The following is a 21,657-nucleotide window of genomic DNA, read 5'->3' on the forward strand; positions in this document are numbered from 1 at the left end:
GTCGTGACCAACGAGCTCGCCGTACCCGTCTGGCTGGCCGTGGCGACCCTTGTCGCCCTGGTGGCCCTCGCCTGGGTTGCCTGGAACCTGAACCAGTCGCTGCGCAGGGTCCGCGAAGAGACCGATGCGCTGCTGGCCTCGACGGCCACGGACGCCGAGGAGCTGCGGGTCCAGCTGGCTGACCTCGACGAGGCGCTCAAGCGGCAGGCCGCCATGTCGGTGGCAGCCTCCAACCTCCCTGACCGGGTGCCGGTGGCGGTGGTCGATGACCGTGAGTACCTCATCACCGACCTCCACCGCGGCCGCGGCCCGCAGGTGCCGGCACGCATCGTGCCGGCGCCCATGTTCGCCGACATCCTGTTGCGCGAGAGCGTGATCAAGACCGCGGCCCTGGCGTCCGGCCTGCGTCGAGCCCTGTCGCCAGAGGTTCGCAACCGGATCCGGTTCGAGATGAAGCGCGAGATCAAGCGTTCGCGCAAGGACCGCAAGCTGATGCTCAGGGCTGCGCGCCGCGACTGGGAGACCCGCCGGCGTTCCGACATCGGGAGCCAGTCGTGAAGGGCGGTGTCTGGTTCGCCGCCGGAGCCACCGTCGGCATCTACGGCATGGTGAAGGTACGACGCCTCACCGAGGCGCTGACGCCCGACGGCATGCGGGACCGGGTCAACGCGGCCGTCGTCGGTGCCCGCATCTTCCGTGACGAGGTCGCCCAGGGACAGGTCGACGCCGAAACCCAATTGCGCGAGCACTTCCGCGCTGTGGAGGCTGGTCAGCACCGGGCAGGCCAGACCCACGAACTACCTACCCGTTCCACCACGACGGCCGTTCCGGCCGCCCGCACCCTGGAAGGCCCACAATGACGGCGACACCGGACGGCTACCTGACCAGCGCCGAGATCCGCAACCGGTTCCTCGCCCACTTCGAGGGCCAGGGCCACACCGTCGTGCCGTCGGCCTCGCTGCTGCTCGACGACCCGAACCTGCTGTTCGTCAACGCAGGCATGGTGCCGTTCAAGCCCTACTTCCTCGGTCAGGAGACGTCGCCGTACGCGCGCGCTGCGAGCGTGCAGAAGTGCATCCGCACACCCGACATCGAAGAGGTCGGGAAGACCACCCGGCACGGCACGTTCTTCGAGATGTGCGGCAACTTCAGCTTCGGTGACTACTTCAAGGAAGGCGCCATCGAGCTCGCCTGGGAGCTGGTCACCAAGTCGCAGGCCGACGGCGGCTTCGGCCTGGACGAGTCGCTGCTCTACCCCTCGGTGCTCGACGGTGACGACGAGGCCATCGGCCTGTGGAAGAAGATCACCGGCCTGCCCGACGACCGCATCGTCCGGCTGCCCCCCAAGGAGAACTACTGGTCCATGGGCATCCCGGGACCCGGCGGACCCTGCTCGGAGATCCTGATCGACCGTGGCCCCGAGTTCGGTGCCGAGCGTGACTGGGACGCCGGCGACCGCTACCTGGAGTTCTGGAACCTCGTCTTCATGCAGGACGAGCTGTCCGCGGTCCGCAGCAAGTCGGACTTCGACATCGCCGGCCAGCTGCCGAACAAGAACATCGACACCGGCATGGGCCTCGAGCGGGTCGCGTACCTGCTCCAGGGCAAGAACAACATGTACGAGATCGACGTCGTGTTCCCGGTGATCGAGAAGACGATGGCCCTCACCGGCAAGACCTACGGCGCCGGGTACGACGACGACGTCCGCTTCCGGGTCGTGGCCGACCACATCCGCTCCTCCATGATGCTGATCAGCGACGGCGTCACGCCCGGCAACGAAGGTCGCGGTTACGTCCTGCGTCGTCTGCTCCGGCGCGCGGTCCGCAACGTCCGCCTGCTCGGCTACGAGGACCCGGCGCTGCCGGAGCTGATGCCCGTCTCCCGCGACCGGATGGGGGAGAGCTACCCCGAGCTGGTCGCGGACTGGGGCCGGATCGCCCAGGTGGCGTTCGCCGAGGAGGAGGCGTTCCGCAAGACGCTCCAGGCCGGCACCCAGATCTTCGACCTCGCCGCCGGCCAGGTGAAGGGCGCGGGCGCGACGACGATCCCGGGCGACAAGGCGTTCGCCCTGCACGACACCTACGGCTTCCCGATCGACCTCACGCTGGAGATGGCGTCCGAGGCCGGCCTGAACGTCGACGAGGACGGCTTCCGGCAGCTGATGGCCGAGCAGCGCAACCGGGCCAAGGCGGACGCACGGTCCAAGAAGGGCCAGCACGCCGACACGGGCGTCTACCGCGGGATCCTCGACGCGAACGGCCCCACCGAGTGGCTCGCCTACGAGACCCTCGAGACCGAGTCCCGTGCGCTCGCCGTGCTCAAGGAGGGCGCAGCGGTGAAGTCGCTCGGCGCCGGTGAGGTGGGTGAGGTCGTTCTCGACCGCACTCCCTTCTACGCCGAGTCCGGTGGCCAGGTGGCCGATGCCGGCGTGATCGAGTTCGAGGGCGGCAAGCTGGAGGTGCTGGACGTCCAGCGTCCGGTGCGCGGTCTGGTCGTGCACCAGGTGCGGGTGCTCGAGGGCGAGCTGGTTTCGAGGCTCGCTGGCGCTCGCACCTCAACCAGCGATCCGGTGCTGCACGCGAAGGTCGACCCCGACTGGCGCACCGGCGCGCGCCAGGCGCACTCCGGGACCCACGTGGTCCACGCGGCGCTGCGTGAGGTGCTCGGCCCCACGGCGCTGCAGTCCGGCTCCTACAACCGCCCGGGCTACCTCCGGCTCGACTTCGGCTGGCTCAGCGCCCTGTCGCCCGACCAGGTGCAGCAGATCGAGCTGGTCTCCAACAACGCGCTGCGCGCGGACCTGCCGGTCGGCTGGGAGTACATGACGCTGGGCCAGGCCAAGGAGTGGGGAGCCCTCGCGCTCTTCGGCGAGACCTACAACAACGAGAAGGTGCGCGTCGTCGAGATCGGCGGCGCGTGGTCGCGCGAGCTCTGCGGTGGCACCCACGTCGACCACTCGAGCCAGATCGGCACCATCGTGGTGACCGGTGAGGCCAGCGTCGGTTCGGGCAACCGCCGGATCGAGGCCTTCACCGGCGTGGAGGGCTTCTCCTACCTCGCGCGCGAACGCGACGTGGTCAGCCAGCTCTCGACGCTCCTCAAGATCCAGCCCGATGACATCGTCGGCCGGGTCAGCGACCTCCTGGAGCGCCTCAAGCAGTCCGAGAAGGAGATCGAGAAGGCCCGGCTCACCCAGCTGCTCTCGGGCGGCGCCGCGCTGGCCGAGGCCGCAGCAGACGTCAACGGCGTGCGCCTGGTCGTGCAACGGCTCGACGGCGCGAGCGGCGGCGACGTACGCACGCTCGCCACGGACGTCCGGGCCCGGCTCGCGGGCGACGCCCCGGCGGTCGTCGTACTCATCGGTGCGGCGGACGGCAAGGCGGCGATCGTGGCCGCGCTCAACGACGCCGCGCAGGCTCGTGGACTCGCGGCCGGCGACCTGGTCAGGGCCGCAGCACCCCTCCTCGGAGGCAAGGGCGGCGGCAAGGCCGACCTCGCCCAGGGCGGTGGCACGGACGTGTCCCGGATCGACGAGGCGTTGGCGGCCGTGACCGCCACGGTGGCGCAAGCCCGGTGATCGCCCCATGAGAAGGGGTGTCCGCCTCGGCATCGATCCGGGGGATGCGCGGATCGGTGTCGCGCGCAGCGACCCGTCGGGAGTCCTCGCGACGCCCGTCGAGACCGTGCGCCGCGGCAAGGGGGACCTGCGCCGGATCCACCAGATCCTCAAGGAGGCCGAAGCGGTCGAGGTGATCGTCGGGCTGCCCCGATCACTGTCGGGCGCCGAGGGTCCGGCCGCGGTCAAGGCGCGGGAGTTCGCCGTGCGCCTGGCCCGACGGGTCGCTCCGGTGCCGGTGCGGATGGTCGACGAGCGGCTGACCACTGTGACGGCGACGGCTATGCTGCGCGACCAGCGCAAGGGAGCAAAGCAACGCGCCGTGATCGACCAGGTCGCGGCCGTGGTGATCCTGCAGCAGGCGCTGGAGGTCGAACGAGCCACGGGACTGCCTCCGGGCGAGATCGTGGAGCACGAGGCCGAGGCGGTCGTCACCGAGGACACCGCAGGACGAGGAGACGCATGAGCCAGTCGGACCAGCCGGAAGTGGGTCTCGAAGCCGTTGCGCCCGCCCAGCACGCAATGCACCCGGCGCACGACCCGGGCCGGCGTCGTGCAGCCCGCAAGCGCCGATCCGGCTGCCTCCCGATCCTGCTCGTCATGGTCCTGTTCTGCGCCGTCATCGCGTGGTTCGCGCGCGGTGCGATCGGCGACGTCAAGGACATGTTCGCCGGACCGGAGGACTATCCGGGGCCCGGGTCCGGCGAGGTCCAGGTCGTCATCGACCCCGGCCAGAGCATCCGGTCGATGGGCAACGAGCTCAAGGAGCTCGACGTCGTCGCCTCCTCGGACGCGTTCGTGGATGCCGCGTCGGCCAACACCGACGCGCAGAAGATCCAGGCCGCGACGTACGTCATGAAGTCGAAGATGAAGGCCGCGGACGCGGTGGCCTTCCTCGCTGATCCGGCCAACGCCGGGTCGGGCAACACGGTCACGGTCCCCGAAGGCGCCCGTGTCGGGCAGATCGTCGCGACCATCGTCAAGAAGACCGACTTCACCGAGAAGGAGATCACCGCCCTCCTCGACAAGCCGGCACGGATCGGTCTGCCCGCGGAAGCGGGCGGAAACCCCGAGGGCTACCTCTTCCCGGCGACCTACGAGATCACCGAGTCGACGACCGCGAAGAGCCTGCTCAGCGAGATGGTCGCCCTGACCGAGTCCGCCGAGAAGGACCTCCAGATCGCAGCGGGCGCCGACCGCCTCGGGCTGACCGCGCACGAGATCATCACGGTTGCGAGCATCCTGGAGTACGAGGCCAACCGCGGACCCGACTACCCCAAGGTCGCCCGGGTCATCTACAACCGGCTCGACGACGGCATGGCGCTGCAGCTGGACTCGACGGTCTCCTACGCCAGCAAGCGCAAGGGCGACGTGTGGACCACGGCCGACGAGCGTGACAGCGAGTCGCTCTACAACACCTACAAGCACACCGGCCTGCCGCCCGGCCCGATCGGGTCTCCCGGCAAGGAGACCATCGAGGCGGCGCTCAACCCCGCCGAGGGCAGCTGGCTGTACTTCGTCCCCGACTTCGAGAACGGCACGACGCTCTTCACCGACGACTACGACGAGCACCTCCGCAACGCCGACAGGGCCAAGGAGTACTGCCGTACCCATGACGAGTGCTGACCTGGCCGGCGCCGGCCTGCGCTGCGGAGTCCTGGGCGACCCGATCGGTCACTCGTTGTCGCCGGTGCTGCACCGGGCCGGGTACGACGCACTGGGGCTCGGTTTCGCCTACGACGCCGTACAGGTGCCCGCCGGCGGCCTCGCGTCGTTCGTCGACGACCTGGGGCCGGAGTGGCGGGGCCTCTCCGTCACCGCCCCGCTCAAGCGGGAGGCGCTGGACTTCGCGACCTCGGTGAGCGACCGGGCGCTGCTCGCCGGTGGCGCCAACACGCTGGTCCGCACCGCCGACGGCTGGTCCGCGGACAACACGGACCTGCCGGGTGCCGTGGCTGCGATCCGGGAGCGGTACGACGGCCCGGTGGGTTCGGCGACCATCGTCGGTGCCGGAGCGACGGCTGCGTCGGTCGGTCTCGCGCTCGCCGAGCTGGGCGCCCACACCATTCGGCTGCTGGCCCGCGACCCCTCGCGAGCGAGGGAGACTGCCGCGGCGCTGGCTCGGCACCCCGGCCTCGAGGTCGACGTGGTGGCGCTCGACGGGGCCGCCGTGGTGGGTGAGGTCGTCGTCTCGACCATTCCGGCCGCAGCGCAGTCCGATCAGCTCGTGGTGGCCGCGGCGCAGGCGGCCGTCGTGTTCGAGGTCGTGTACGACCCCTGGCCGACGCCGTTGGCTGCGGCAGCGACGGGACGCGGGCAGGCGCTGGTCTCCGGGCTGGACCTGCTCGTGCACCAGGCCGTGCTGCAGTTCGCGATGTTCACTGGTCACAACGGACCACTCGACGCGATGCGCTCGGCGGGTCTGCGCGCACTCGCCGACCGATAGGTTCCCGCACATGGAACTGCTCCCGGCCCTCGTGGGGGCCCTCGTCGGCCTGCTCGGCGGGCTCCTCGTGCCGCGCCTGGTCGCGTTGTGCCCGGAGCCCGAGCACAACCCGGCGGAGAACCCGGACGAGTTCCCGGACCACGTGCGGTTCGTGGAACTCGCGGCCCGTCCGGGACTCGCGCTGCGCAGTGCTGCGGCCGGCGCGGTGTCCGGTGGCGTCCTCGGCGCCTCGGTCGGCTGGGGTTGGTCGCTGCCGTGGCTGCTCTACCTCGTCCCGGTCTGCATCGCGCTCGCCGTCATCGACTACGTCACCTGGTACCTGCCGAACCGCCTGATCCTGCCGTCGTACGGCGTCGTGGTCGCCCTCGAGGTGGTCGCTGCGGTCGCGCTTGAGGAGCCGGCAGTGCTCGTGCTGGCCGCCATCGGTGGCGCCGTGCTGGGCGCCTACTACGGGCTGATCTGGTTCATCAGTCCCCGGACGATGGCCTTCGGCGACGTCCGCCTCGGTGCCCTGCTGGGTCTGGCGATGGGACCGCTGGGACTGGCCACCGTGGTCGTCTCGGTCGTGACTGCCGCCGTTCTTGCCGTGATCGCGCTGGTGCCGCTGCGGCGTGGCGGCAACATGATCCAGCGCAAGGTGCCCTACGGGCCGTTCCTCGCGGGTGGGGCGCTGGTCGCCGTCGTACTGGGACGGGTCCTCGCCGGAGCCTGACCCCGTGGGAGACTGGTGCTCATGTTGCGCTGGCTGACCGCAGGGGAGTCCCACGGCCCCTCTCTGGTGGCGATCCTCGAGGGCTTGCCGGCCCACGTCGAGATCACCACTGATGACATTTCCGATGCTCTCGCCCGTCGGCGCCTCGGCTACGGCCGTGGCGCGCGGATGAAGTTCGAGGCCGACGAGGTGACCATCACCGGTGGCATCCGCCACGGCCGCTCGCAGGGCGGCCCGGTGGCGATCCAGGTCGGCAACACCGAGTGGCCCAAGTGGGAGACCGTGATGGCGGCCGACCCGGTCGACGCCGAGGTCCTGGCCGCCCAGGCCCGCAACGCCCCCCTGACCCGGCCGCGGCCCGGCCATGCCGACCTCGCCGGCATGCAGAAGTACGACTTCGACGACGCCCGTCCGATCCTGGAGCGCGCCTCGGCGCGCGAGACCGCTGCCCGCGTGGCGCTCGGCCGTGTCGCGAGCAACTTCATCGAGCAGGCCACCGGCGCCCGCATCGTCAGCCACGTGCTGGAGATCGGTGGCGTCCGTACGCCGTCGCGGGACGTCCCTGCGCCCGACGACGTGGCCCGCCTCGACGCGGACCCCGTGCGCTGCTTGGACCCCGACGGCTCCAAGCTGATGATCGAGCGGATCGACCAGGCCCACAAGGACGGCGACACCCTCGGTGGTGTCGTCGAGGTGGTGGTCCACGGCCTGCCGCCGGGCCTCGGCTCGCACGTGCACTGGGACCGTCGACTCGACTCCCGTCTGGCTGGCGCGCTGATGGGCATCCAGGCCATCAAGGGTGTCGAGGTCGGCGACGGCTTCGAGCTCGCAGCCACTCCCGGCTCGCTCGCCCATGACGAGATCGTGTCGACCGACGAGGGACTGCGTCGTGTCTCGGGCCGGTCCGGTGGCACCGAGGGCGGCATGTCGACCGGCGAGGTCCTGCGCGTGCGCGCGGCGATGAAGCCGATCGCGACCGTCCCGCGGGCGCTGCGCACCGTCGACCTGGCGACCGGTGAGGAAGCCGTCGCCCACCACCAGCGCTCCGACGTCTGCGCGGTTCCGGCCGCCGGCATCGTTGCCGAAGCCATGGTGGCGCTCGTCGTCGCTGACGCGATCCTCGAGAAGTTCGGCGGAGACGCGGTGAGCGAGACCCGACGCAACGTGCAGACCTACCTCGACTCGCTGAGGTTCAAGTGAGCCCTCGGGCCGTCATCATCGGCACCATGGGTGCCGGCAAGACGACCGTCGGCCGACTGGTGGCCGCCTCGATCGACGTCCCCTTCGCCGACAGCGACCACCTCGTCGAGGACCGGGTCGGCAAGTCCGTCCAGGACATCTTCGTCGAGGACGGTGAGTCCGCCTTCCGTGCGCACGAACGCGCAGCCGTGGCATGGGCCCTGGAGAACCACGACGGTGTCCTGTCCCTCGGTGGAGGTGCCGTGCTCGATCCCGCTACCCAGGCGCTGCTCGCCGCACACCAGGTGGTCTTCCTCCGTGTCGGTCTGGCCGACGCCGTGAAGCGGGTCGGCCTGGGTGTGGGCCGGCCGCTCCTGTTGGGCAACGTCCGCTCGCGGGTCAAGCAGCTGCTCGACGAGCGCACCCCGGTCTACCAGGGCCTCGCCCGGATCACCGTCGACACCGACGACCGTTCGCCTGCCGACGTCGCCGCCGAGATCGTGGCGGCCATCAACGGGGCAGCCACGTGAGCGCTCCCACAGTCATCCGCGTGGCCACCGCGTCGCCGTACGACGTCGTGGTGGGCCACGGTGTCCTCGACCGGCTGCGCGGGCTGCTGCCCGACGGCGTGCAGCGTGTCGCGATCGTGTGTCCGGAGTCGCTCGAGGACCTGCTGGACCCGTTCGTGGACCTGCTCGAGGGTCTCGACGTCGTGGTGCTGCAGGTGCCCGACGGCGAGGAGGCCAAGAACTGGGAAGTCGCCGCGGCGTGCTGGGAATCGCTCGGCGAGGACGGCTTCACCCGCTCCGACGCCGTGGTGACCCTCGGTGGCGGGGCCACCACCGACCTGGGCGGTTTCGTGGCGGCGACCTGGCTGCGTGGTGTGGCGGTCGTGCACATCCCCACGACCCTGCTCGCCATGGTCGACGCTGCCGTCGGCGGCAAGACCGGCATCAACAGCCCCGCTGGCAAGAACCTGATCGGCTCCTTCCACGAGCCTGCTGGCGTGCTGTGCGACCTCGCGCTGCTCGAGACACTGCCCCGCGAGGAGCTCGTCGCCGGCCTCGGTGAGGTCATCAAGTGCGGCTTCATCGCGGACCCGCGGATCCTCGAGCTGGTCGAGGAGACCGAGCCGGAGGCGCTGACCGCTGATTCGGTCGTGCTCCGTGAGCTGGTTGAGCGCTCGATCGCGGTGAAGGCCGATGTCGTCGCCGGGGACCTCAAGGAGACCGGGGGAGTCGCCGGCCACCCGGGTCGCGAGGCGCTCAACTACGGCCACACGCTCGCCCACGCGATCGAGAAGGCCACCGACTACTCCATCCGCCACGGCGAGGCCGTCGCGATCGGGTGCGTCTTCGTGGCCGAGCTGGCTGCGCGTGAGGGTGGCCTGCCCGAGGGCCTCGTCGAGCGGCACCGGGCGACCTTCGGCCGCGTCGGCCTGCCCGTCGCCTGGAACGGTGCCGACTTCGAGACGCTGCTGGCCACCATGCGGGTGGACAAGAAGTCCCGTGGCAACCAGCTCCGCTTCGTCGTACTGGACGACCTGGCGAAGCCGGTCGTGCTGGCCGGTCCGTCCGAGGAGAACCTCCGGGCGGCGTACGACGCCATCGCCGGCGGTGCAGCATGAATCACCCCACGGGCGCGCCGTACGTCCTGGTCCTCAACGGCCCGAACCTGGGGCGCCTGGGTCGCCGCCAGCCGGAGATCTACGGGCACACCACCCATGAACAGCTCGTCGAGCTCTGCGAGCAGTGGGGCGAGGCGGCCGGCCTGAAGGTGCAGGTCCGGCAGACCAACCACGAAGGCACGATGCTCGACTGGCTCAACGAGGCTGCCGACGCCGGATCACCCGTCGTGCTGAACGCTGCGGCGTGGACGCACTACTCGCTGGCCATCTTCGACGCCTGCGCCCAGCTCACGGCTCCGCTCGTCGAGGTGCACATCTCGGACCCGAAGCAGCGTCCCGAGGAGTTCCGGCACACGTCGTACGTCGAGCCGTACGCGACCCTGACCATCTCCGGCCAGGGCATCGACGGCTACCGGCAAGCGCTCGAATTCATCGCTGACCGCCCGGCGGACTAGACTTCAGCGCTGGTCCTGAGCACCCTGGGCCACTCGAACCGCTTTGACATCTGCATCGGAGAACACGCGCGCATGGCATCGACGAATGACCTCAAGAACGGCATGGTTCTCAACATCGAAGGCCAGCTCTGGGCCGTGGTGGAGTTCCAGCACGTGAAGCCCGGCAAGGGCCCGGCGTTCGTCCGTACGAAGCTCAAGAACGTCGAGTCGGGCAAGAACGTCGACCGCACCTTCAACGCCGGCACCAAGGTCGAGACCGCCACGGTCGACCGCCGCACGATGCAGTACCTCTACAACGACGGCGTCAGCTACGTCTTCATGGACACCGGCACGTTCGAGCAGACCGAGGTCGCTCCCGAGATCGTCGGTGACGCGTCGGGCTTCATGCTCGAGAACCAGGAGGCGATCGTCGCCACCAACGAGGGCCGGGTGCTCTTCATCGAGCTGCCCGCCTCCGTCGAGCTCGTCGTCAGCTACACCGAGCCCGGTGTCGTCGGCGACTCCGCGACCGGTCGCACCAAGCCGGCCACGCTGGAGACCGGCGCCGAGATCCAGGTGCCGCTGTTCATCGAGCAGGGCGAGAAGATCAAGGTGGACACCCGCGAGGGTGGCTCCTACCTCTCCCGCGTGAAGGGCTGACCAGCAGGTGGGAGCCCGGACCAAGGCGCGCAAGCGAGCCCTCGACGTCCTCTACGCCGCCGACATGCGGGGTGAGTCGGGACTCGAGGCGCTCGAGCGCGTCACGGCCGACGGCGAACAGCTCACCAACCCGTACACCGCTGTCCTGGTGCGTGCGGTCTCCGAGCACCAGGCACGGATCGACGAGATCCTCGTGCAGTTCTCCACGGACTGGAGCCTGTCCCGCATGCCCGCCGTGGACCGCAACGTCCTGCGCATCGGTGTGTGGGAGCTGCTGTGGGCCGACGACGTGCCCGACACGGTGGCCGTCACCGAGGCGATGAGCCTGGTGCGCGAGCTCTCGACCGACGAGTCGCCGTCGTTCGTCAACGGCGTCCTCGGCGCCATCCAGCGCAGCAAGGCGACACTGGTTTGACCTTGGTCAGCGTGCCAGTGTGTGGGCATGGCTGAATCAACTGAGGTCGACGTCGTCGTCATCGGACTCGGACCGGGCGGCGAGCACGTCGCTGCGTCCCTGGCCAAGGCTGGACTCTCGGTGGTCGGGGTCGACCGCCGCCTCGTCGGTGGCGAATGTCCCTACTACGGCTGCGTGCCATCGAAGATGATGATCCGCGCCGCCGACGCCCTCCAGGAGGCGCGGCGGGTGCCGATGCTCGGCGGATCGACCGAGGTGCTTCCCGACTGGACGCCGGTGGCGGACCGGATCCGCGACGAGGCGACCGACGACTGGGACGACACCGTCGCGGTCGAGCGCCTGGAGCGAGCCGGTGCGGAGTTCGTCCGCGGGACCGGCCGGCTCGCCGGGCCGGGGCGCGTCCAGGTCGAGACCGCCGACGGCGTGCGGGACTTCGTCGTACGACGAGGGGTGGTGCTCAACACCGGCACGGAGCCCGCGGTCCCGCCGATCGAGGGGCTCGCCGGGACGCCGTACTGGACCAATCGTGAGGTGGTGCAGCTGCGGCAGCTGCCCACGAGCCTCGTCGTCATCGGCGGCGGAGCGATCGGCTGCGAGCTGGCTCAGGCCTTTGCGCGGTACGGCGTCGAGGTGTCGATCGTCGAGGCGATCGACCGGATCCTCGGTCCGGAGGAGCCGGAGGCGAGTGCCGTCGTGGCCGAAGCGCTGGAGGCCGAGGGGATCCGGGTGCGTGCCGGCGTCGGCGTCACCGGCGTCACCCACGACGGCGCGTTCACGATCGGACTGTCCGACGGCACTTCGATCGGTGCCCAGGCGTTGCTGGTCGCGGCCGGACGACGCAACAACGTCAGCGATGTCGGGCTCGAGACCATCGGGCTCGACTCGGCCGTCCGCACGATCGAGACCGACGAGCGGATGCGGATCACTGGATCCTCGGGCGGGCTCTGGGCGATCGGCGACATCACCGGCAAGGGCGCCTTCACGCACATGTCGATGTACCAGGCGAATGTCGCCATCCGGGACCTGACGGGGGAGGACGGGCCGTGGGCCGACTACCGCGCCGTCGCCCGGGCGACGTTCACCGATCCCGAGGTCGGCTCGGTGGGGCTGACCGAGCAGCAGGCGCGTGACGCCGGGCTGAACGTCGGCGTCGGTCTGGCGAAGCTGCCCGACTCGAGCCGCGGCTGGCTGCACAAGGTGGGCAACCACGGCGTGATCAAGGTCGTCGCCGACCTCGACCGCGGAGTTCTCGTCGGCGCCACCGCTGTGGGGCCGTCCGGTGGGGAGGTCATCGGCATGCTGGTGACCGCCGTCCACGCAGAGGTTCCCCTGGCCACGCTGAAGGGCATGCACTTCGCGTATCCGACTTTCCACCGGGCCATCGAGACTGCACTCTCCGACCTGGGGTGAGGGGTTTCGGGGTAGGTTGGCCTCGCCTTTGGGCCACCTGACTGCCTATCTCGGAGGTTCTCGTGAGTCAGCCCTTGACCGACCCCTTCACCGACCCCTTGTCGGACCCGATCTCCGCGCACACAGCGATGCGACCGACGGCTCCGCCCCCGTCAGCCCCGCCGCCGTCGAGCCCGCCGCCGTTGGCCCAGCCCGTGGCCCAGCCCGTGGCGCCGGACCCTCGTCGCTTCATGACGGCCACCGACTTCCTGGACCGGCGTGTGAGTGAGAGGAAGCTCGGTCCGGCAACCTGGGGTTGGCGCGGACGCGTGCGCCGCTGGAGCGGCGGCTTGTTCAAACCGGCGATGGGTGCCCGGGAGCAGGCGTTCGAGGCCGACCGGTCCCAGATCCAGAAGGACTTCGACGGCCCCCGCACGATCGTGTTCGTGAACCCCAAGGGCGGTGCGGCCAAGACGACGGGCGTCCTGGCCGCCGGCCACACGTTCGGCACCGTGCGCGGTGGCGGCGTCATCGCCTGGGACAACAACGAGACCCGCGGGACTCTCGGCATCCGGGGTGCTCGCAGCACGCACCGCAACACCACCCGGGAGCTGCTCGAGGACCTGGGTCGTTTCAAGGACGTCTACCAGTCCCGGATCGGCGACCTCGGCGCCTTCGTCCGCTCCCAGGGCGACGCGCACTTCGACGTACTGGCTTCGGACGAGCGCCCCGACGTCACCGGCGTGATCCACGCCAAGGACTTCGGCGAGGTCCACTCCCTGCTCGAGCGGTTCTACCGGATCATCCTCGTCGACACCGGCAACAACCTCCGGGCCGAGAACTGGCTCGCGGCGGCCGAGAAGGCCGACCTGCTCGTCGTCACCAGCACCATCCGCGAGGACACCGGCTACAGCGGCCTGTGGATGCTCGATGCCCTGCAGGACGCCGGCTACGAGAACCTCAAGTACAAGACGATCACGGTGCTCTCCGACCCGAGTCCGAAGGTGGACGAGGCACTGGCCCGCGACCTGGTCGCGGTCTACGAGCAGCGCACCCGCGGGGTCTACCGGGTGCCGTACGACCCGGCGCTCGTGTCCGGTTCGGTCGTCCCGTACGGCGAGCTCTCCGAGGCGACCCAGCGTTCCTGGCTGCGGGCGTGCGCAGGGATGGCGGCGGCGCTGTAGGCGCTTTCGGCTCAGTGCTTGAGGGCCGGGTCCCAGCGGTTGGCGATCAGCTTGAAGCTCGGGGTGTCGTCGAGCGAGGTCATCGCCTCGTAGATGCGCTCGTAGCGGGTCGAGGCGATCCGCCAGGCGCCGTCGGCATCCTTGCGGTAGGTGTCGACGTAGTAGCCGGCGCCGCGGATCTGCACCTTGAAGTCCGGGACGATCACGGTGTCCTCGAAGGCCCACGAGCCGGTGGCGGTGTCGCCGTCGACGTCGATCTCGGGGTGGTTGGCGATGTGGACCGTCACGACGCTCGGGCCGAGGTTCTCCGTCATGAAGGCGACGACGTCGGCGCGGTTGTCGTAGTGCAACGGCTTGTCCATCGCCTGGGTGCCGTACTGGGCGACGACGTCCTCGGCGAGGCAGTCGGCGAACTCGTCCCACAGCTTCAGGTCGAGGGTGCGGAAGTAGCGGTGCTTGAGGCGCTTGATCTGCTCAACGGCGGCGAGGTCCATGCCGTGCAGCCTAGAACGTGTTCTAGTTTCTGTCGATCGGGGTCGCCTACGGGGCCTCGGGACGGTTGCTGCGCAACCTCCTCGACCACCGGGTGTCCCGGTTCGTGCCGAGGCAGGCGGGACAGGTAAGGTGGCACTCGATCGACATCCTTTAACGAGCCGTCCTGTGAGGCGGAGAAGGAAGGTCAGCCAACCTTGCCTGCGCACACCGCTTCCGGGTCCCACGAGGGACTCACGGGCCGCGTCGTTCTCGACGCCGGCGACATCCAGCGGGCAGTGACCCGCATTTCCCACGAGATCCTCGAGCGCAACAAGGGCTCCGAGGATCTTTTGCTTCTCGGCCTCCAGACCCGCGGAGTCCCGTTGGCGGAGCGGATCGCGGCGAGCATCGCCCAGGTCGAGGGTACGACGGTCGCGACCGGGTCGCTCGACGTCACCATGTACCGCGACGACCTGCGCGACCACCCCACCCGGGTGGCGAGCCGCACCCAGGTGCCCGCCGGTGGCATCGACGGCAAGACCGTCGTCCTGGTCGACGACGTGCTCTACAGCGGCCGCACCATCCGCGCCGCGCTCGATGCCGTGTCCGACCTGGGCCGGCCGGCCGTCGTACGACTGGCCGTGCTGGTCGACCGTGGTCACCGCGAGCTCCCGATCCGGGCCGACCACGTCGGCAAGAACCTGCCCACCGCACGCAGTGAGCGCGTCAGCCTGCGCCTGGTGGAGACCGATGGCGAGGACGAGGTGAGGATCATCGGGATCGTCGACAGCACTGGCCCGACTGACGGAGGCGAGGCATGAACCGGCACCTGCTGAGCATCGATGACCTCGAGGTCAGTGACATCGAGGACATCTTCACGACCGCGGCCGAGATGCACGACGTGCAGAAGCGCTCGGTCAAGAAGCTGCCCGCCCTGCGCGGCCGCACCGTGATCAACCTGTTCTTCGAGGACTCCACCCGGACCCGCTCGAGCTTCGAGATCGCCGGCAAGTGGCTCTCCGCCGACGTGATCAACCTGTCCGCCAAGGGCAGCAGTGCCAGCAAGGGCGAGTCGCTGCGCGACACCGTCCTGACGGTGACCGCCATGGGCATCGACGGGCTGGTCGTCCGGCACGGCGCCAGCGGCGCTGCCGAGCAGATCAGCCGCTGGGTCGACGTCCCGGTGATCAACGCCGGCGACGGCACCCACGAGCACCCGACGCAGGCGCTGCTCGACGGCTACACCCTGACCCGCCGCCTCGGCACGCTCGAGGGCAAGCACGTCGCGATCGTCGGCGACCTGACCCACAGCCGGGTCTTCCGCAGCAACGTGAAGAGCCTGGTCAAGCTCGGCGCCACCGTCACGGTCGTCGCGCCGCCGACGTTGATGCCGGCCGGCGTGGCCGACTGGTCGAAGGAAGCCGGTTTCGCGACGTCGTACGACCTCGACCCGGTGCTGCCCGAGGCCGACGCGGTGATGATGCTGCGCGTCCAGCGTGAACGGATGAGCGGCGGGTTCTTCCCGACGGCTCGCGAGTACACCGTCGGCTACGGACTGACCCGCGACCGCCTCTCCCTGCTGAAGCCCGGCACGCCGATCCTGCACCCGGGCCCGATGAACCGCGGACTGGAGATCTCCGCCGACGCGGCCGACGCGATCGACTCGGCCGTGCTCGACCAGGTCTCCGCGGGCGTCGCCGTCCGCATGTCCGTGCTCTACCACCTGCTGACTGGGGAACCCCAGGGCAACGAAGGAGTGGGCGAATGAGCTCGATCCTGATCAAGGGCGCTGCCCTTCCCGACGGTACGACGACCGATGTCCTCGTCGCGGACGGCGTGATCCAGGAGCTGGGCTCCACGACCGCCGCGGCCGAGCAGACCATCGACGCCGCTGGCCTGGTCCTGCTGCCCGGCTTCGTCGACCTGCACACGCACCTGCGCGAACCCGGTCGTGAGGACGCGGAGACGGTCCTGACCGGATCGCGCGCCGCTGCCGTCGGTGGCTTCACCGCCGTGCTGGCCATGGCGAACACCAACCCCGTGACCGACACCGCCGAAGCGGCGGAGCGGGTCCTCGACCTCGGCCGCACGGCTGGCCTGGTCGACGTCCAGCCGGTCGGTGCCGTGACGAAGGGCTTGGGTGGCGAGGAGCTCGCCGAGCTCGGCCTGATGGCGCGGTCGCGGGCGAAGGTCCGGGTGTTCTCCGACGACGGCAAGTGCGTGGCCGACCCGCGGGTGATGCGTCGCGCGCTGGAGTACGTCAAGGCATTCGGTGGCGTCATCAGCCAGCACAGCCAGGACCCGTCGCTCGCCGGCTCCACCGCGTGCTGCCACGAGGGCGAGCTGTCCGGCCGCCTCGGCCTGCCGGGCTGGCCCGGCGTCGCCGAGGAGGTCATCGTCGCCCGCGACGTGATGCTCGCCCGCCACACCGGCAGCCGCGTGCACGTCGCGCACGTCTCGACGGCCGGCAGCGTGGAGGTGATCCGCTGGGCCAAGGCGCAGGGGATCGACGTCACTGCCGAGGTCACGCCGCACCACCTGCTGCTGACCACGGACCTGCTCGGCACCTACGACCCGACGTTCAAGGTCAACCCGCCGCTGCGCCCCAACGAGGACGTCGAGGCGCTGCGCGCGGCGCTGGCCGACGGGACGATCGACGCCGTCGCGACCGACCACGCCCCGCACGCCCGCCACGACAAGGAGCACGCCTTCGTCGACGCGGCGTTCGGCATGCTCGGCCTGGAGACCGCGCTGTCGGTCGTCAGCACCGTCATGGTCGAAGGTGGCCTGCTCGACTGGGCCGGCGTCGCCCGCGTGATGAGCGCCAATCCCGCCCGGATCGCTGGTCTGGAAGGCCACGGTCGACCGATCGCGGTCGGCGAGCCGGCCAACCTGACCCTGGTCGACCCGGCAGCGCAGGTCGTCGTCGACCGCGCCGCCAGCGTCTCGCTGAGCCGCAACAACCCCTGGCACGACCGCAAGCTGACCGGTCGGGTGATTGCCACGCTGCTGCGCGGTACCCCGACGGTTCTGGAAGGAGCACTCCTGTGACCACCCCCGCCCTGCTCGTCCTCGAGGACGGCCGCACCTTCCATGGGGAGGCGTACGGCGCCGAGGGCGAGACCTTCGGCGAAGCGGTCTTCAACACCGGCATGACCGGCTACCAGGAGACGCTGACCGACCCGTCGTACCACCGCCAGGTCGTCGTGATGACCGCCCCGCACATCGGCAACACGGGCATGAACGACGAGGACCCGGAGTCCCAGCGGATCTGGGTCGCCGGGTACGTCGTCCGTGACCCCGCCCGCATGCCCAGCAACTTCCGCTCGCAGCGCTCGCTCGATGACGACCTGCGCGCGCAGGGTGTCGTCGGCATCTCGGGCATCGACACCCGCGCGTTGACCCGTCACCTGCGCGAGCGCGGCGCGATGCGGGTCGGCATCTCCACCGTCGAGACCGATCCCGCAGTGCTACTGGAGAAGGTCAAGACCTCGGCCGCGATGAGCGGAGCGAACCTGTCCGAAGCCGTTTCCACGAGCGAGCCGTACGTGGTGGAGGCGATCGGCGAGAAGCGGTTCACCGTCGCCGCCCTCGACCTCGGCATCAAGGACATGACGCCGCAGCGGATGAGCGAGCGCGGCATCGAGGTGCACGTCCTGCCCGCGACGTCCACGCTCGATGACGTGCTGGCAACGAACCCCGACGGGCTCTTCTACTCCAACGGGCCGGGCGACCCGGCCGCGACGACCGGCCAGGTCGAGCTGCTCAAGGAGGCGCTGGGACGCGACCTGCCGTACTTCGGGATCTGCTTCGGCAACCAGCTCTTCGGCCGCGCGCTCGGGTTCGACACCTACAAGCTGAAGTACGGCCACCGCGGCATCAACCAGCCGGTGATGGACCTGACCACGCGCAAGGTGGAGGTCACCGCCCACAACCACGGCTTCGCGGTCGACGCCCCGCGCGACACCGCCACGGAGACGCCGTACGGCAGCGCGACGGTGAGCCACGTCTGCCTCAACGACGACGTGGTCGAGGGCCTGGAGCTCCGGGTTTCGACAGGCTCAACCACCGAAACAGGCAGGCTCAAGGCGTTCTCCGTCCAGTACCACCCCGAGGCCGCCGCCGGTCCGCACGACGCGGCGTACCTCTTCGACCGATTCGTACAGCTGCTGGAGGGCAACGCCTGATGCCGAAGCGTGAAGACATCAAGTCCGTCCTGGTGATTGGGTCCGGCCCGATCGTCATCGGGCAGGCCTGTGAGTTCGACTACTCCGGCACCCAGGCGTGCCGGGTGCTCAAGGAGGAGGGCCTGCGGGTCGTCCTGGTGAACTCCAACCCGGCCACGATCATGACCGACCCCGAGTTCGCCGACGCGACGTACGTCGAGCCACTCACTCCCGAGTTCGTCGAGAAGGTCATCGCGCGCGAGGCCGACCGTGGCTTCCCGATCGACGCCGTCCTGCCGACCCTCGGCGGGCAGACCGCGCTCAACGTCGCCATCGCGCTCCACGAGAACGGCGTGCTCGAGAAGTACGGCGTCGAGATGATCGGCGCCAGCTTCGAGGCCATCCACCGCGGCGAGAACCGCGAGCTGTTCAACGCGATCGTCGACAAGGTCGGCGGCGAGACGGCCCGCAGCTACGTCTGCCACACAATGACCGAGGTCGAGGCAGCGACCGTCGAGCTGGGCTACCCCGTCGTCGTACGACCGTCGTTCACCATGGGCGGTCTCGGCTCGGGCATCGCGTACGACGCGACGGACCTGGTCCGGATCGCCGGCGCCGGCCTGTCCGCCAGCCCGACCACCGAGGTGCTGATCGAGGAGTCGATCATCGGCTGGAAGGAGTACGAGCTGGAGGTGATGCGCGACAAGGCCGACAACGTCGTGATCATCTGCTCGATCGAGAACTTCGACCCGATGGGCGTGCACACCGGTGACTCGATCACCGTCGCGCCGGCGCTGACCCTGACCGACCGCGAGTACCAGCACCTGCGCGACCTGGCCATCGCCATCATCCGTGAGGTCGGCGTCGACACCGGCGGTTGCAACATCCAGTATGCCGTCAACCCGGCCGACGGCCGCGTCATCGTGATCGAGATGAATCCGCGGGTCTCCCGCTCCAGTGCGCTGGCCTCGAAGGCGACCGGCTTCCCGATCGCCAAGATCGCCGCCAAGGTCGCCGTCGGCTACACCCTCGACGAGATTCCCAACGACATCACCAAGGAGACCCCGGCCTCGTTCGAGCCTTCGCTCGACTACGTGGTGGTGAAGGTCCCGCGGTTCGCGTTCGAGAAGTTCCCGACCGCCGACACGACGCTGACCACCCACATGAAGTCGGTGGGTGAGGCGATGTCGATCGGTCGCAACTTCACCGAGGCGTTCAACAAGGCGCTGCGGTCCCTCGAGGACAAGAAGGCGCCGTTCGAGTGGGCCACTCCGCTCGGCGACAAGGACGAGCTGCTCGAAGCGATCAAGGTGCCCCACGACGGCCGCGTGCAGAAGCTGATGCAGGCGATCCGCGCCGGAGCCACCCAGGCCGAGGTCCACGACGCCACCAAGATCGACCCGTGGTTCGTCGACCAGATGTTCCTCATCAACGAGGTCGCCCAGGAGGTCGCAGCCACGGACCTGCTCGACGCCAGCGCGCTCCGGGTGGCCAAGCGGCACGGCTTCTCGGACGCCCAGATCGCGGGCATCCGCGGCCTGAAGGAGTCCGAGGTCCGGATCGCGCGCCAGACCGCCGGTGTCCGCCCGGTCTACAAGACCGTCGACACCTGCGCGGCCGAGTTCGCTGCGGCGACGCCGTACTACTACTCGTCCTACGACGAGGAGACCGAGGTCCAGCCGCGGGCCGAGGGCAAGCAGGCCGTGATCATCCTCGGCTCGGGACCCAACCGGATCGGCCAGGGCATCGAGTTCGACTACTCCTGCGTGCACGCCTCGCTCGCCCTGAGTGAGGCCGGCTACGAGACGATCATGGTCAACTGCAACCCGGAGACGGTCTCGACCGACTACGACACCTCCGACCGGCTCTACTTCGAGCCGCTCACCCTGGAGGACGTGCTCGAGATCTACGAGGCGGAGAAGGCTGCCGGCCCGATCGCCGGCGTCATCGCGACCCTCGGTGGCCAGACCCCGCTCGGGCTCGCGCAGGGCCTGCAGGACGCCGGCGTCCCGATCGTCGGCACCAGTCCCGAGGCCATCGACCTCGCCGAGGAGCGCGGCGCCTTCGGTCGCGTGCTCGCCGAGGCCGGCCTGGTCGCACCCATGCACGGCACCGCTGTGTCCTTCGAGGACGCGCAGACCATCGCGCACTCCATCGGCTACCCGGTGCTGGTGCGTCCGTCGTACGTCCTCGGCGGCCGCGGCATGCAGATCGTCTACAGCGACGCCGCCCTCGAGGCCTACATCGCTTCCGCCACCGAGATCAGCCAGGACCGCCCGGTCCTGGTCGACCGGTTCATCGACGACGCGGTCGAGATCGACGTCGACGCGTTGTACGACGGCGAGGAGCTCTTCCTCGGCGGCGTGATGGAGCACATCGAGGAGGCCGGCATCCACTCCGGTGACTCGTCGTGCGCGCTGCCGCCGATCACGCTCGGCGCGGCCGAGATCACCCGGATCCGCGAGGCCACCGAGGCGATCGCGAAGGGTGTGGGCGTCCAGGGCCTGATCAACATCCAGTTCGCCCTGGGGTCCGACGTGCTCTACGTCCTCGAGGCCAACCCGCGGGCCTCCCGCACGGTGCCCTTCGTCTCCAAGGCCACCGGGACCCAGCTGGCCAAGGCCGCTGCCCGGCTGATGCTCGGAGAGTCGATCGCCGAGCTGCGTGCCGCCGGTGCGCTGCCGGCCGAGGGCGACGGCGGGACCCTTCCCGCCGACTCGCCGATCGCGGTCAAGGAGGCGGTGCTGCCGTTCAACCGGTTCCGCACCAAGGAAGGTCACTTCGTCGACACGGTGCTCGGTCCGGAGATGAAGTCGACCGGTGAGGTGATGGGCTTCGACGCCGACTTCGGTACGGCGTTCAGCAAGTCCCAGGCCGCCGCCTACGGCTCGCTGCCGACCGAGGGCAAGGTCTTCATCTCGATCGCCAACCGCGACAAGCGCACGATGATCTTCCCGGCCAGGGTGCTCGCCGACTACGGCTTCGAGATCCTCGCGACCCAGGGCACGGCCGAGGTGCTGCGCCGCAACGGCATCCAGGCCACCGTGGTCCGCAAGCACTTCGAGGGAACCGGCCCGGCGGGGGAGAAGACCACCGTGCAGATGATCCTGGACGGCGAGATCGACCTCATCGTGAACACGCCGCACGGTTCGACGGGTGGCGGCGACTCGCGGATCGACGGCTACGAGATCCGCTCGGCCGCGGTGCTGACCGGTACGGCGTGCATCACCACCGTCCAGGGACTGGCCGCTGCGGTGCAGGGCATCGCCGCGATCCGGGCCGGCTCGGTCGGTGTCCGGTCGCTGCAGGAGTGGCACGCCGACGCCGAGGCCGTCAAGAACCGGTGATTGAGGTG

General features: G+C 69.8%; 22 protein-coding genes. 20 read left to right on the top strand and 2 right to left on the bottom strand.

The genetic code is table 11. The features are described 5' to 3' along the window. The first annotated feature begins 3 nt into the window (after positions 1-3). The 14 genes from ASD84_RS14475 (at position 4) to ASD84_RS14540 (ending at position 12,499) form a co-directional block, all read left to right on the top strand. Positions 4-558: a hypothetical protein gene (locus ASD84_RS14475; RefSeq protein ID WP_156391952.1), complete on the top strand. Its 555-nt coding sequence runs from the start codon at positions 4-6 to the stop codon at positions 556-558. After that, on the top strand, positions 555-860 hold the full coding sequence (locus tag ASD84_RS14480) for a DUF6167 family protein (RefSeq protein ID WP_056711702.1): 306 nt from the start codon (positions 555-557) through the stop codon (positions 858-860). Before ASD84_RS14475 ends, ASD84_RS14480 begins: the two co-directional genes overlap by 4 nt. After that, positions 857-3,577, top strand: coding sequence for an alanine--tRNA ligase (gene alaS, locus ASD84_RS14485; RefSeq protein WP_082573515.1), 2,721 nt, complete (start codon positions 857-859; stop codon positions 3,575-3,577). Before ASD84_RS14480 ends, alaS begins: the two co-directional genes overlap by 4 nt. 7 nt (positions 3,578-3,584) lie before the next feature. Beyond that, positions 3,585-4,082, top strand: coding sequence for a Holliday junction resolvase RuvX (gene ruvX / locus ASD84_RS14490; protein WP_056711704.1), 498 nt, complete (start codon positions 3,585-3,587; stop codon positions 4,080-4,082). Next, on the top strand, positions 4,079-5,242 hold the full coding sequence (gene mltG, locus ASD84_RS14495) for an endolytic transglycosylase MltG (RefSeq protein WP_056711706.1): 1,164 nt from the start codon (positions 4,079-4,081) through the stop codon (positions 5,240-5,242). The genes ruvX and mltG overlap by 4 nt, the downstream gene beginning before the upstream one ends. After that, positions 5,229-6,062 (top strand): shikimate dehydrogenase, encoded by an 834-nt coding sequence (locus ASD84_RS14500; protein ID WP_056711707.1) that lies wholly within the window; start codon positions 5,229-5,231, stop codon positions 6,060-6,062. The genes mltG and ASD84_RS14500 overlap by 14 nt, the downstream gene beginning before the upstream one ends. Positions 6,063-6,072: 10 nt before the next feature. After that, positions 6,073-6,774: a prepilin peptidase gene (locus tag ASD84_RS14505; RefSeq protein ID WP_056711709.1), complete on the top strand. Its 702-nt coding sequence runs from the start codon at positions 6,073-6,075 to the stop codon at positions 6,772-6,774. A 21-nt stretch (positions 6,775-6,795) separates the two neighbouring features. Further along, positions 6,796-7,974 (top strand): chorismate synthase, encoded by a 1,179-nt coding sequence (gene aroC / locus ASD84_RS14510; RefSeq protein WP_056712273.1) that lies wholly within the window; start codon positions 6,796-6,798, stop codon positions 7,972-7,974. Further along, positions 7,971-8,483: a shikimate kinase gene (locus ASD84_RS25555; RefSeq protein ID WP_235531119.1), complete on the top strand. Its 513-nt coding sequence runs from the start codon at positions 7,971-7,973 to the stop codon at positions 8,481-8,483. The genes aroC and ASD84_RS25555 overlap by 4 nt, the downstream gene beginning before the upstream one ends. After that, positions 8,480-9,580, top strand: a complete 1,101-nt coding sequence (aroB, locus tag ASD84_RS14520) for a 3-dehydroquinate synthase (protein ID WP_056711711.1) — start codon at positions 8,480-8,482, stop codon at positions 9,578-9,580. The genes ASD84_RS25555 and aroB overlap by 4 nt, the downstream gene beginning before the upstream one ends. Beyond that, positions 9,577-10,035, top strand: coding sequence for a type II 3-dehydroquinate dehydratase (locus ASD84_RS14525; RefSeq protein WP_056711713.1), 459 nt, complete (start codon positions 9,577-9,579; stop codon positions 10,033-10,035). Before aroB ends, ASD84_RS14525 begins: the two co-directional genes overlap by 4 nt. A 72-nt stretch (positions 10,036-10,107) precedes the next feature. Then, on the top strand, positions 10,108-10,674 hold the full coding sequence (gene efp / locus ASD84_RS14530) for an elongation factor P (protein ID WP_056711715.1): 567 nt from the start codon (positions 10,108-10,110) through the stop codon (positions 10,672-10,674). Positions 10,675-10,681: 7 nt separating this feature from the next. Continuing rightward, positions 10,682-11,089 (top strand): transcription antitermination factor NusB, encoded by a 408-nt coding sequence (gene nusB, locus ASD84_RS14535; protein WP_056711716.1) that lies wholly within the window; start codon positions 10,682-10,684, stop codon positions 11,087-11,089. Between the two features lie 27 nt (positions 11,090-11,116). Further along, positions 11,117-12,499 carry a dihydrolipoyl dehydrogenase family protein gene (locus ASD84_RS14540; protein WP_056711717.1) on the top strand — a complete coding sequence of 461 codons (1,383 nt, stop codon included), beginning with the start codon at positions 11,117-11,119 and terminating at the stop codon, positions 12,497-12,499. A 67-nt stretch (positions 12,500-12,566) separates the two neighbouring features. Here the strand turns inward: ASD84_RS14540 and ASD84_RS25780 are convergent, their stop codons facing one another. Further along, positions 12,567-12,731 (bottom strand): hypothetical protein, encoded by a 165-nt coding sequence (locus tag ASD84_RS25780; RefSeq protein ID WP_235531120.1) that lies wholly within the window; start codon positions 12,729-12,731, stop codon positions 12,567-12,569. On the opposite strand from ASD84_RS25780, the gene ASD84_RS14545 reads away from it, so the two are divergent. Next, on the top strand, positions 12,730-13,662 hold the full coding sequence (locus ASD84_RS14545) for a MinD/ParA family protein (RefSeq protein ID WP_235531121.1): 933 nt from the start codon (positions 12,730-12,732) through the stop codon (positions 13,660-13,662). The two genes, ASD84_RS25780 and ASD84_RS14545, sit on opposite strands and share 2 nt — an antisense overlap. An 11-nt stretch (positions 13,663-13,673) precedes the next feature. Here the strand turns inward: ASD84_RS14545 and ASD84_RS14550 are convergent, their stop codons facing one another. Beyond that, positions 13,674-14,156, bottom strand: coding sequence for a nuclear transport factor 2 family protein (locus ASD84_RS14550; RefSeq protein WP_056711719.1), 483 nt, complete (start codon positions 14,154-14,156; stop codon positions 13,674-13,676). Positions 14,157-14,351: 195 nt separating this feature from the next. Here ASD84_RS14550 and pyrR point away from each other — a divergent pair, with 195 nt between their 5' ends. The 5 genes from pyrR to carB are packed head-to-tail and all read left to right on the top strand — an operon-like array spanning position 14,352 to position 21,649. Next, positions 14,352-14,957, top strand: a complete 606-nt coding sequence (gene pyrR, locus ASD84_RS14555; protein ID WP_056711721.1) for a bifunctional pyr operon transcriptional regulator/uracil phosphoribosyltransferase PyrR — start codon at positions 14,352-14,354, stop codon at positions 14,955-14,957. Beyond that, positions 14,954-15,904, top strand: a complete 951-nt coding sequence (locus tag ASD84_RS14560; RefSeq protein WP_056711723.1) for an aspartate carbamoyltransferase catalytic subunit — start codon at positions 14,954-14,956, stop codon at positions 15,902-15,904. The genes pyrR and ASD84_RS14560 overlap by 4 nt, the downstream gene beginning before the upstream one ends. After that, positions 15,901-17,187 carry a dihydroorotase gene (locus tag ASD84_RS14565; protein ID WP_056711725.1) on the top strand — a complete coding sequence of 429 codons (1,287 nt, stop codon included), beginning with the start codon at positions 15,901-15,903 and terminating at the stop codon, positions 17,185-17,187. Before ASD84_RS14560 ends, ASD84_RS14565 begins: the two co-directional genes overlap by 4 nt. Continuing rightward, a complete protein-coding gene (carA, locus tag ASD84_RS14570; RefSeq protein WP_056711727.1) occupies positions 17,184-18,323 on the top strand; it encodes a glutamine-hydrolyzing carbamoyl-phosphate synthase small subunit in 1,140 nt (379 codons plus the stop codon). The genes ASD84_RS14565 and carA overlap by 4 nt, the downstream gene beginning before the upstream one ends. Next, complete coding sequence (gene carB, locus ASD84_RS14575; RefSeq protein WP_056711728.1) at positions 18,323-21,649, top strand: carbamoyl-phosphate synthase large subunit; 3,327 nt, start codon at positions 18,323-18,325, stop codon at positions 21,647-21,649. The genes carA and carB overlap by 1 nt, the downstream gene beginning before the upstream one ends. The last annotated feature ends 8 nt before the right edge of the window (positions 21,650-21,657 follow it).

Origin of the sequence: Nocardioides sp. Root682, from assembly GCF_001427795.1 — a bacterium.
Classification (GTDB): domain Bacteria; phylum Actinomycetota; class Actinomycetes; order Propionibacteriales; family Nocardioidaceae; genus Nocardioides.

What these genes read in the sequence shown, in the direction of transcription:
- aroC (WP_056712273.1), top strand. Translation starts at nt 6,796, where the DNA reads ATGTTGCGCTGGCTGACCGCAGGGGAGTCCCACGGCCCCTCTCTGGTG.
- ASD84_RS14505 (WP_056711709.1), top strand. Translation starts at nt 6,073, where the DNA reads ATGGAACTGCTCCCGGCCCTCGTGGGGGCCCTCGTCGGCCTGCTCGGC.
- ASD84_RS14550 (WP_056711719.1), bottom strand. Translation starts at nt 14,156, where the DNA reads ATGGACCTCGCCGCCGTTGAGCAGATCAAGCGCCTCAAGCACCGCTAC.
- efp (WP_056711715.1), top strand. Translation starts at nt 10,108, where the DNA reads ATGGCATCGACGAATGACCTCAAGAACGGCATGGTTCTCAACATCGAA.
- mltG (WP_056711706.1), top strand. Translation starts at nt 4,079, where the DNA reads ATGAGCCAGTCGGACCAGCCGGAAGTGGGTCTCGAAGCCGTTGCGCCC.
- alaS (WP_082573515.1), top strand. Translation starts at nt 857, where the DNA reads ATGACGGCGACACCGGACGGCTACCTGACCAGCGCCGAGATCCGCAAC.
- ASD84_RS14500 (WP_056711707.1), top strand. Translation starts at nt 5,229, where the DNA reads ATGACGAGTGCTGACCTGGCCGGCGCCGGCCTGCGCTGCGGAGTCCTG.
- ASD84_RS25780 (WP_235531120.1), bottom strand. Translation starts at nt 12,731, where the DNA reads ATGAAGCGACGAGGGTCCGGCGCCACGGGCTGGGCCACGGGCTGGGCC.
- ASD84_RS14525 (WP_056711713.1), top strand. Translation starts at nt 9,577, where the DNA reads ATGAATCACCCCACGGGCGCGCCGTACGTCCTGGTCCTCAACGGCCCG.
- ASD84_RS14545 (WP_235531121.1), top strand. Translation starts at nt 12,730, where the DNA reads ATGACGGCCACCGACTTCCTGGACCGGCGTGTGAGTGAGAGGAAGCTC.
- ASD84_RS14565 (WP_056711725.1), top strand. Translation starts at nt 15,901, where the DNA reads ATGAGCTCGATCCTGATCAAGGGCGCTGCCCTTCCCGACGGTACGACG.
- carB (WP_056711728.1), top strand. Translation starts at nt 18,323, where the DNA reads ATGCCGAAGCGTGAAGACATCAAGTCCGTCCTGGTGATTGGGTCCGGC.
- ASD84_RS14540 (WP_056711717.1), top strand. Translation starts at nt 11,117, where the DNA reads ATGGCTGAATCAACTGAGGTCGACGTCGTCGTCATCGGACTCGGACCG.
- ASD84_RS14560 (WP_056711723.1), top strand. Translation starts at nt 14,954, where the DNA reads ATGAACCGGCACCTGCTGAGCATCGATGACCTCGAGGTCAGTGACATC.
- ruvX (WP_056711704.1), top strand. Translation starts at nt 3,585, where the DNA reads ATGAGAAGGGGTGTCCGCCTCGGCATCGATCCGGGGGATGCGCGGATC.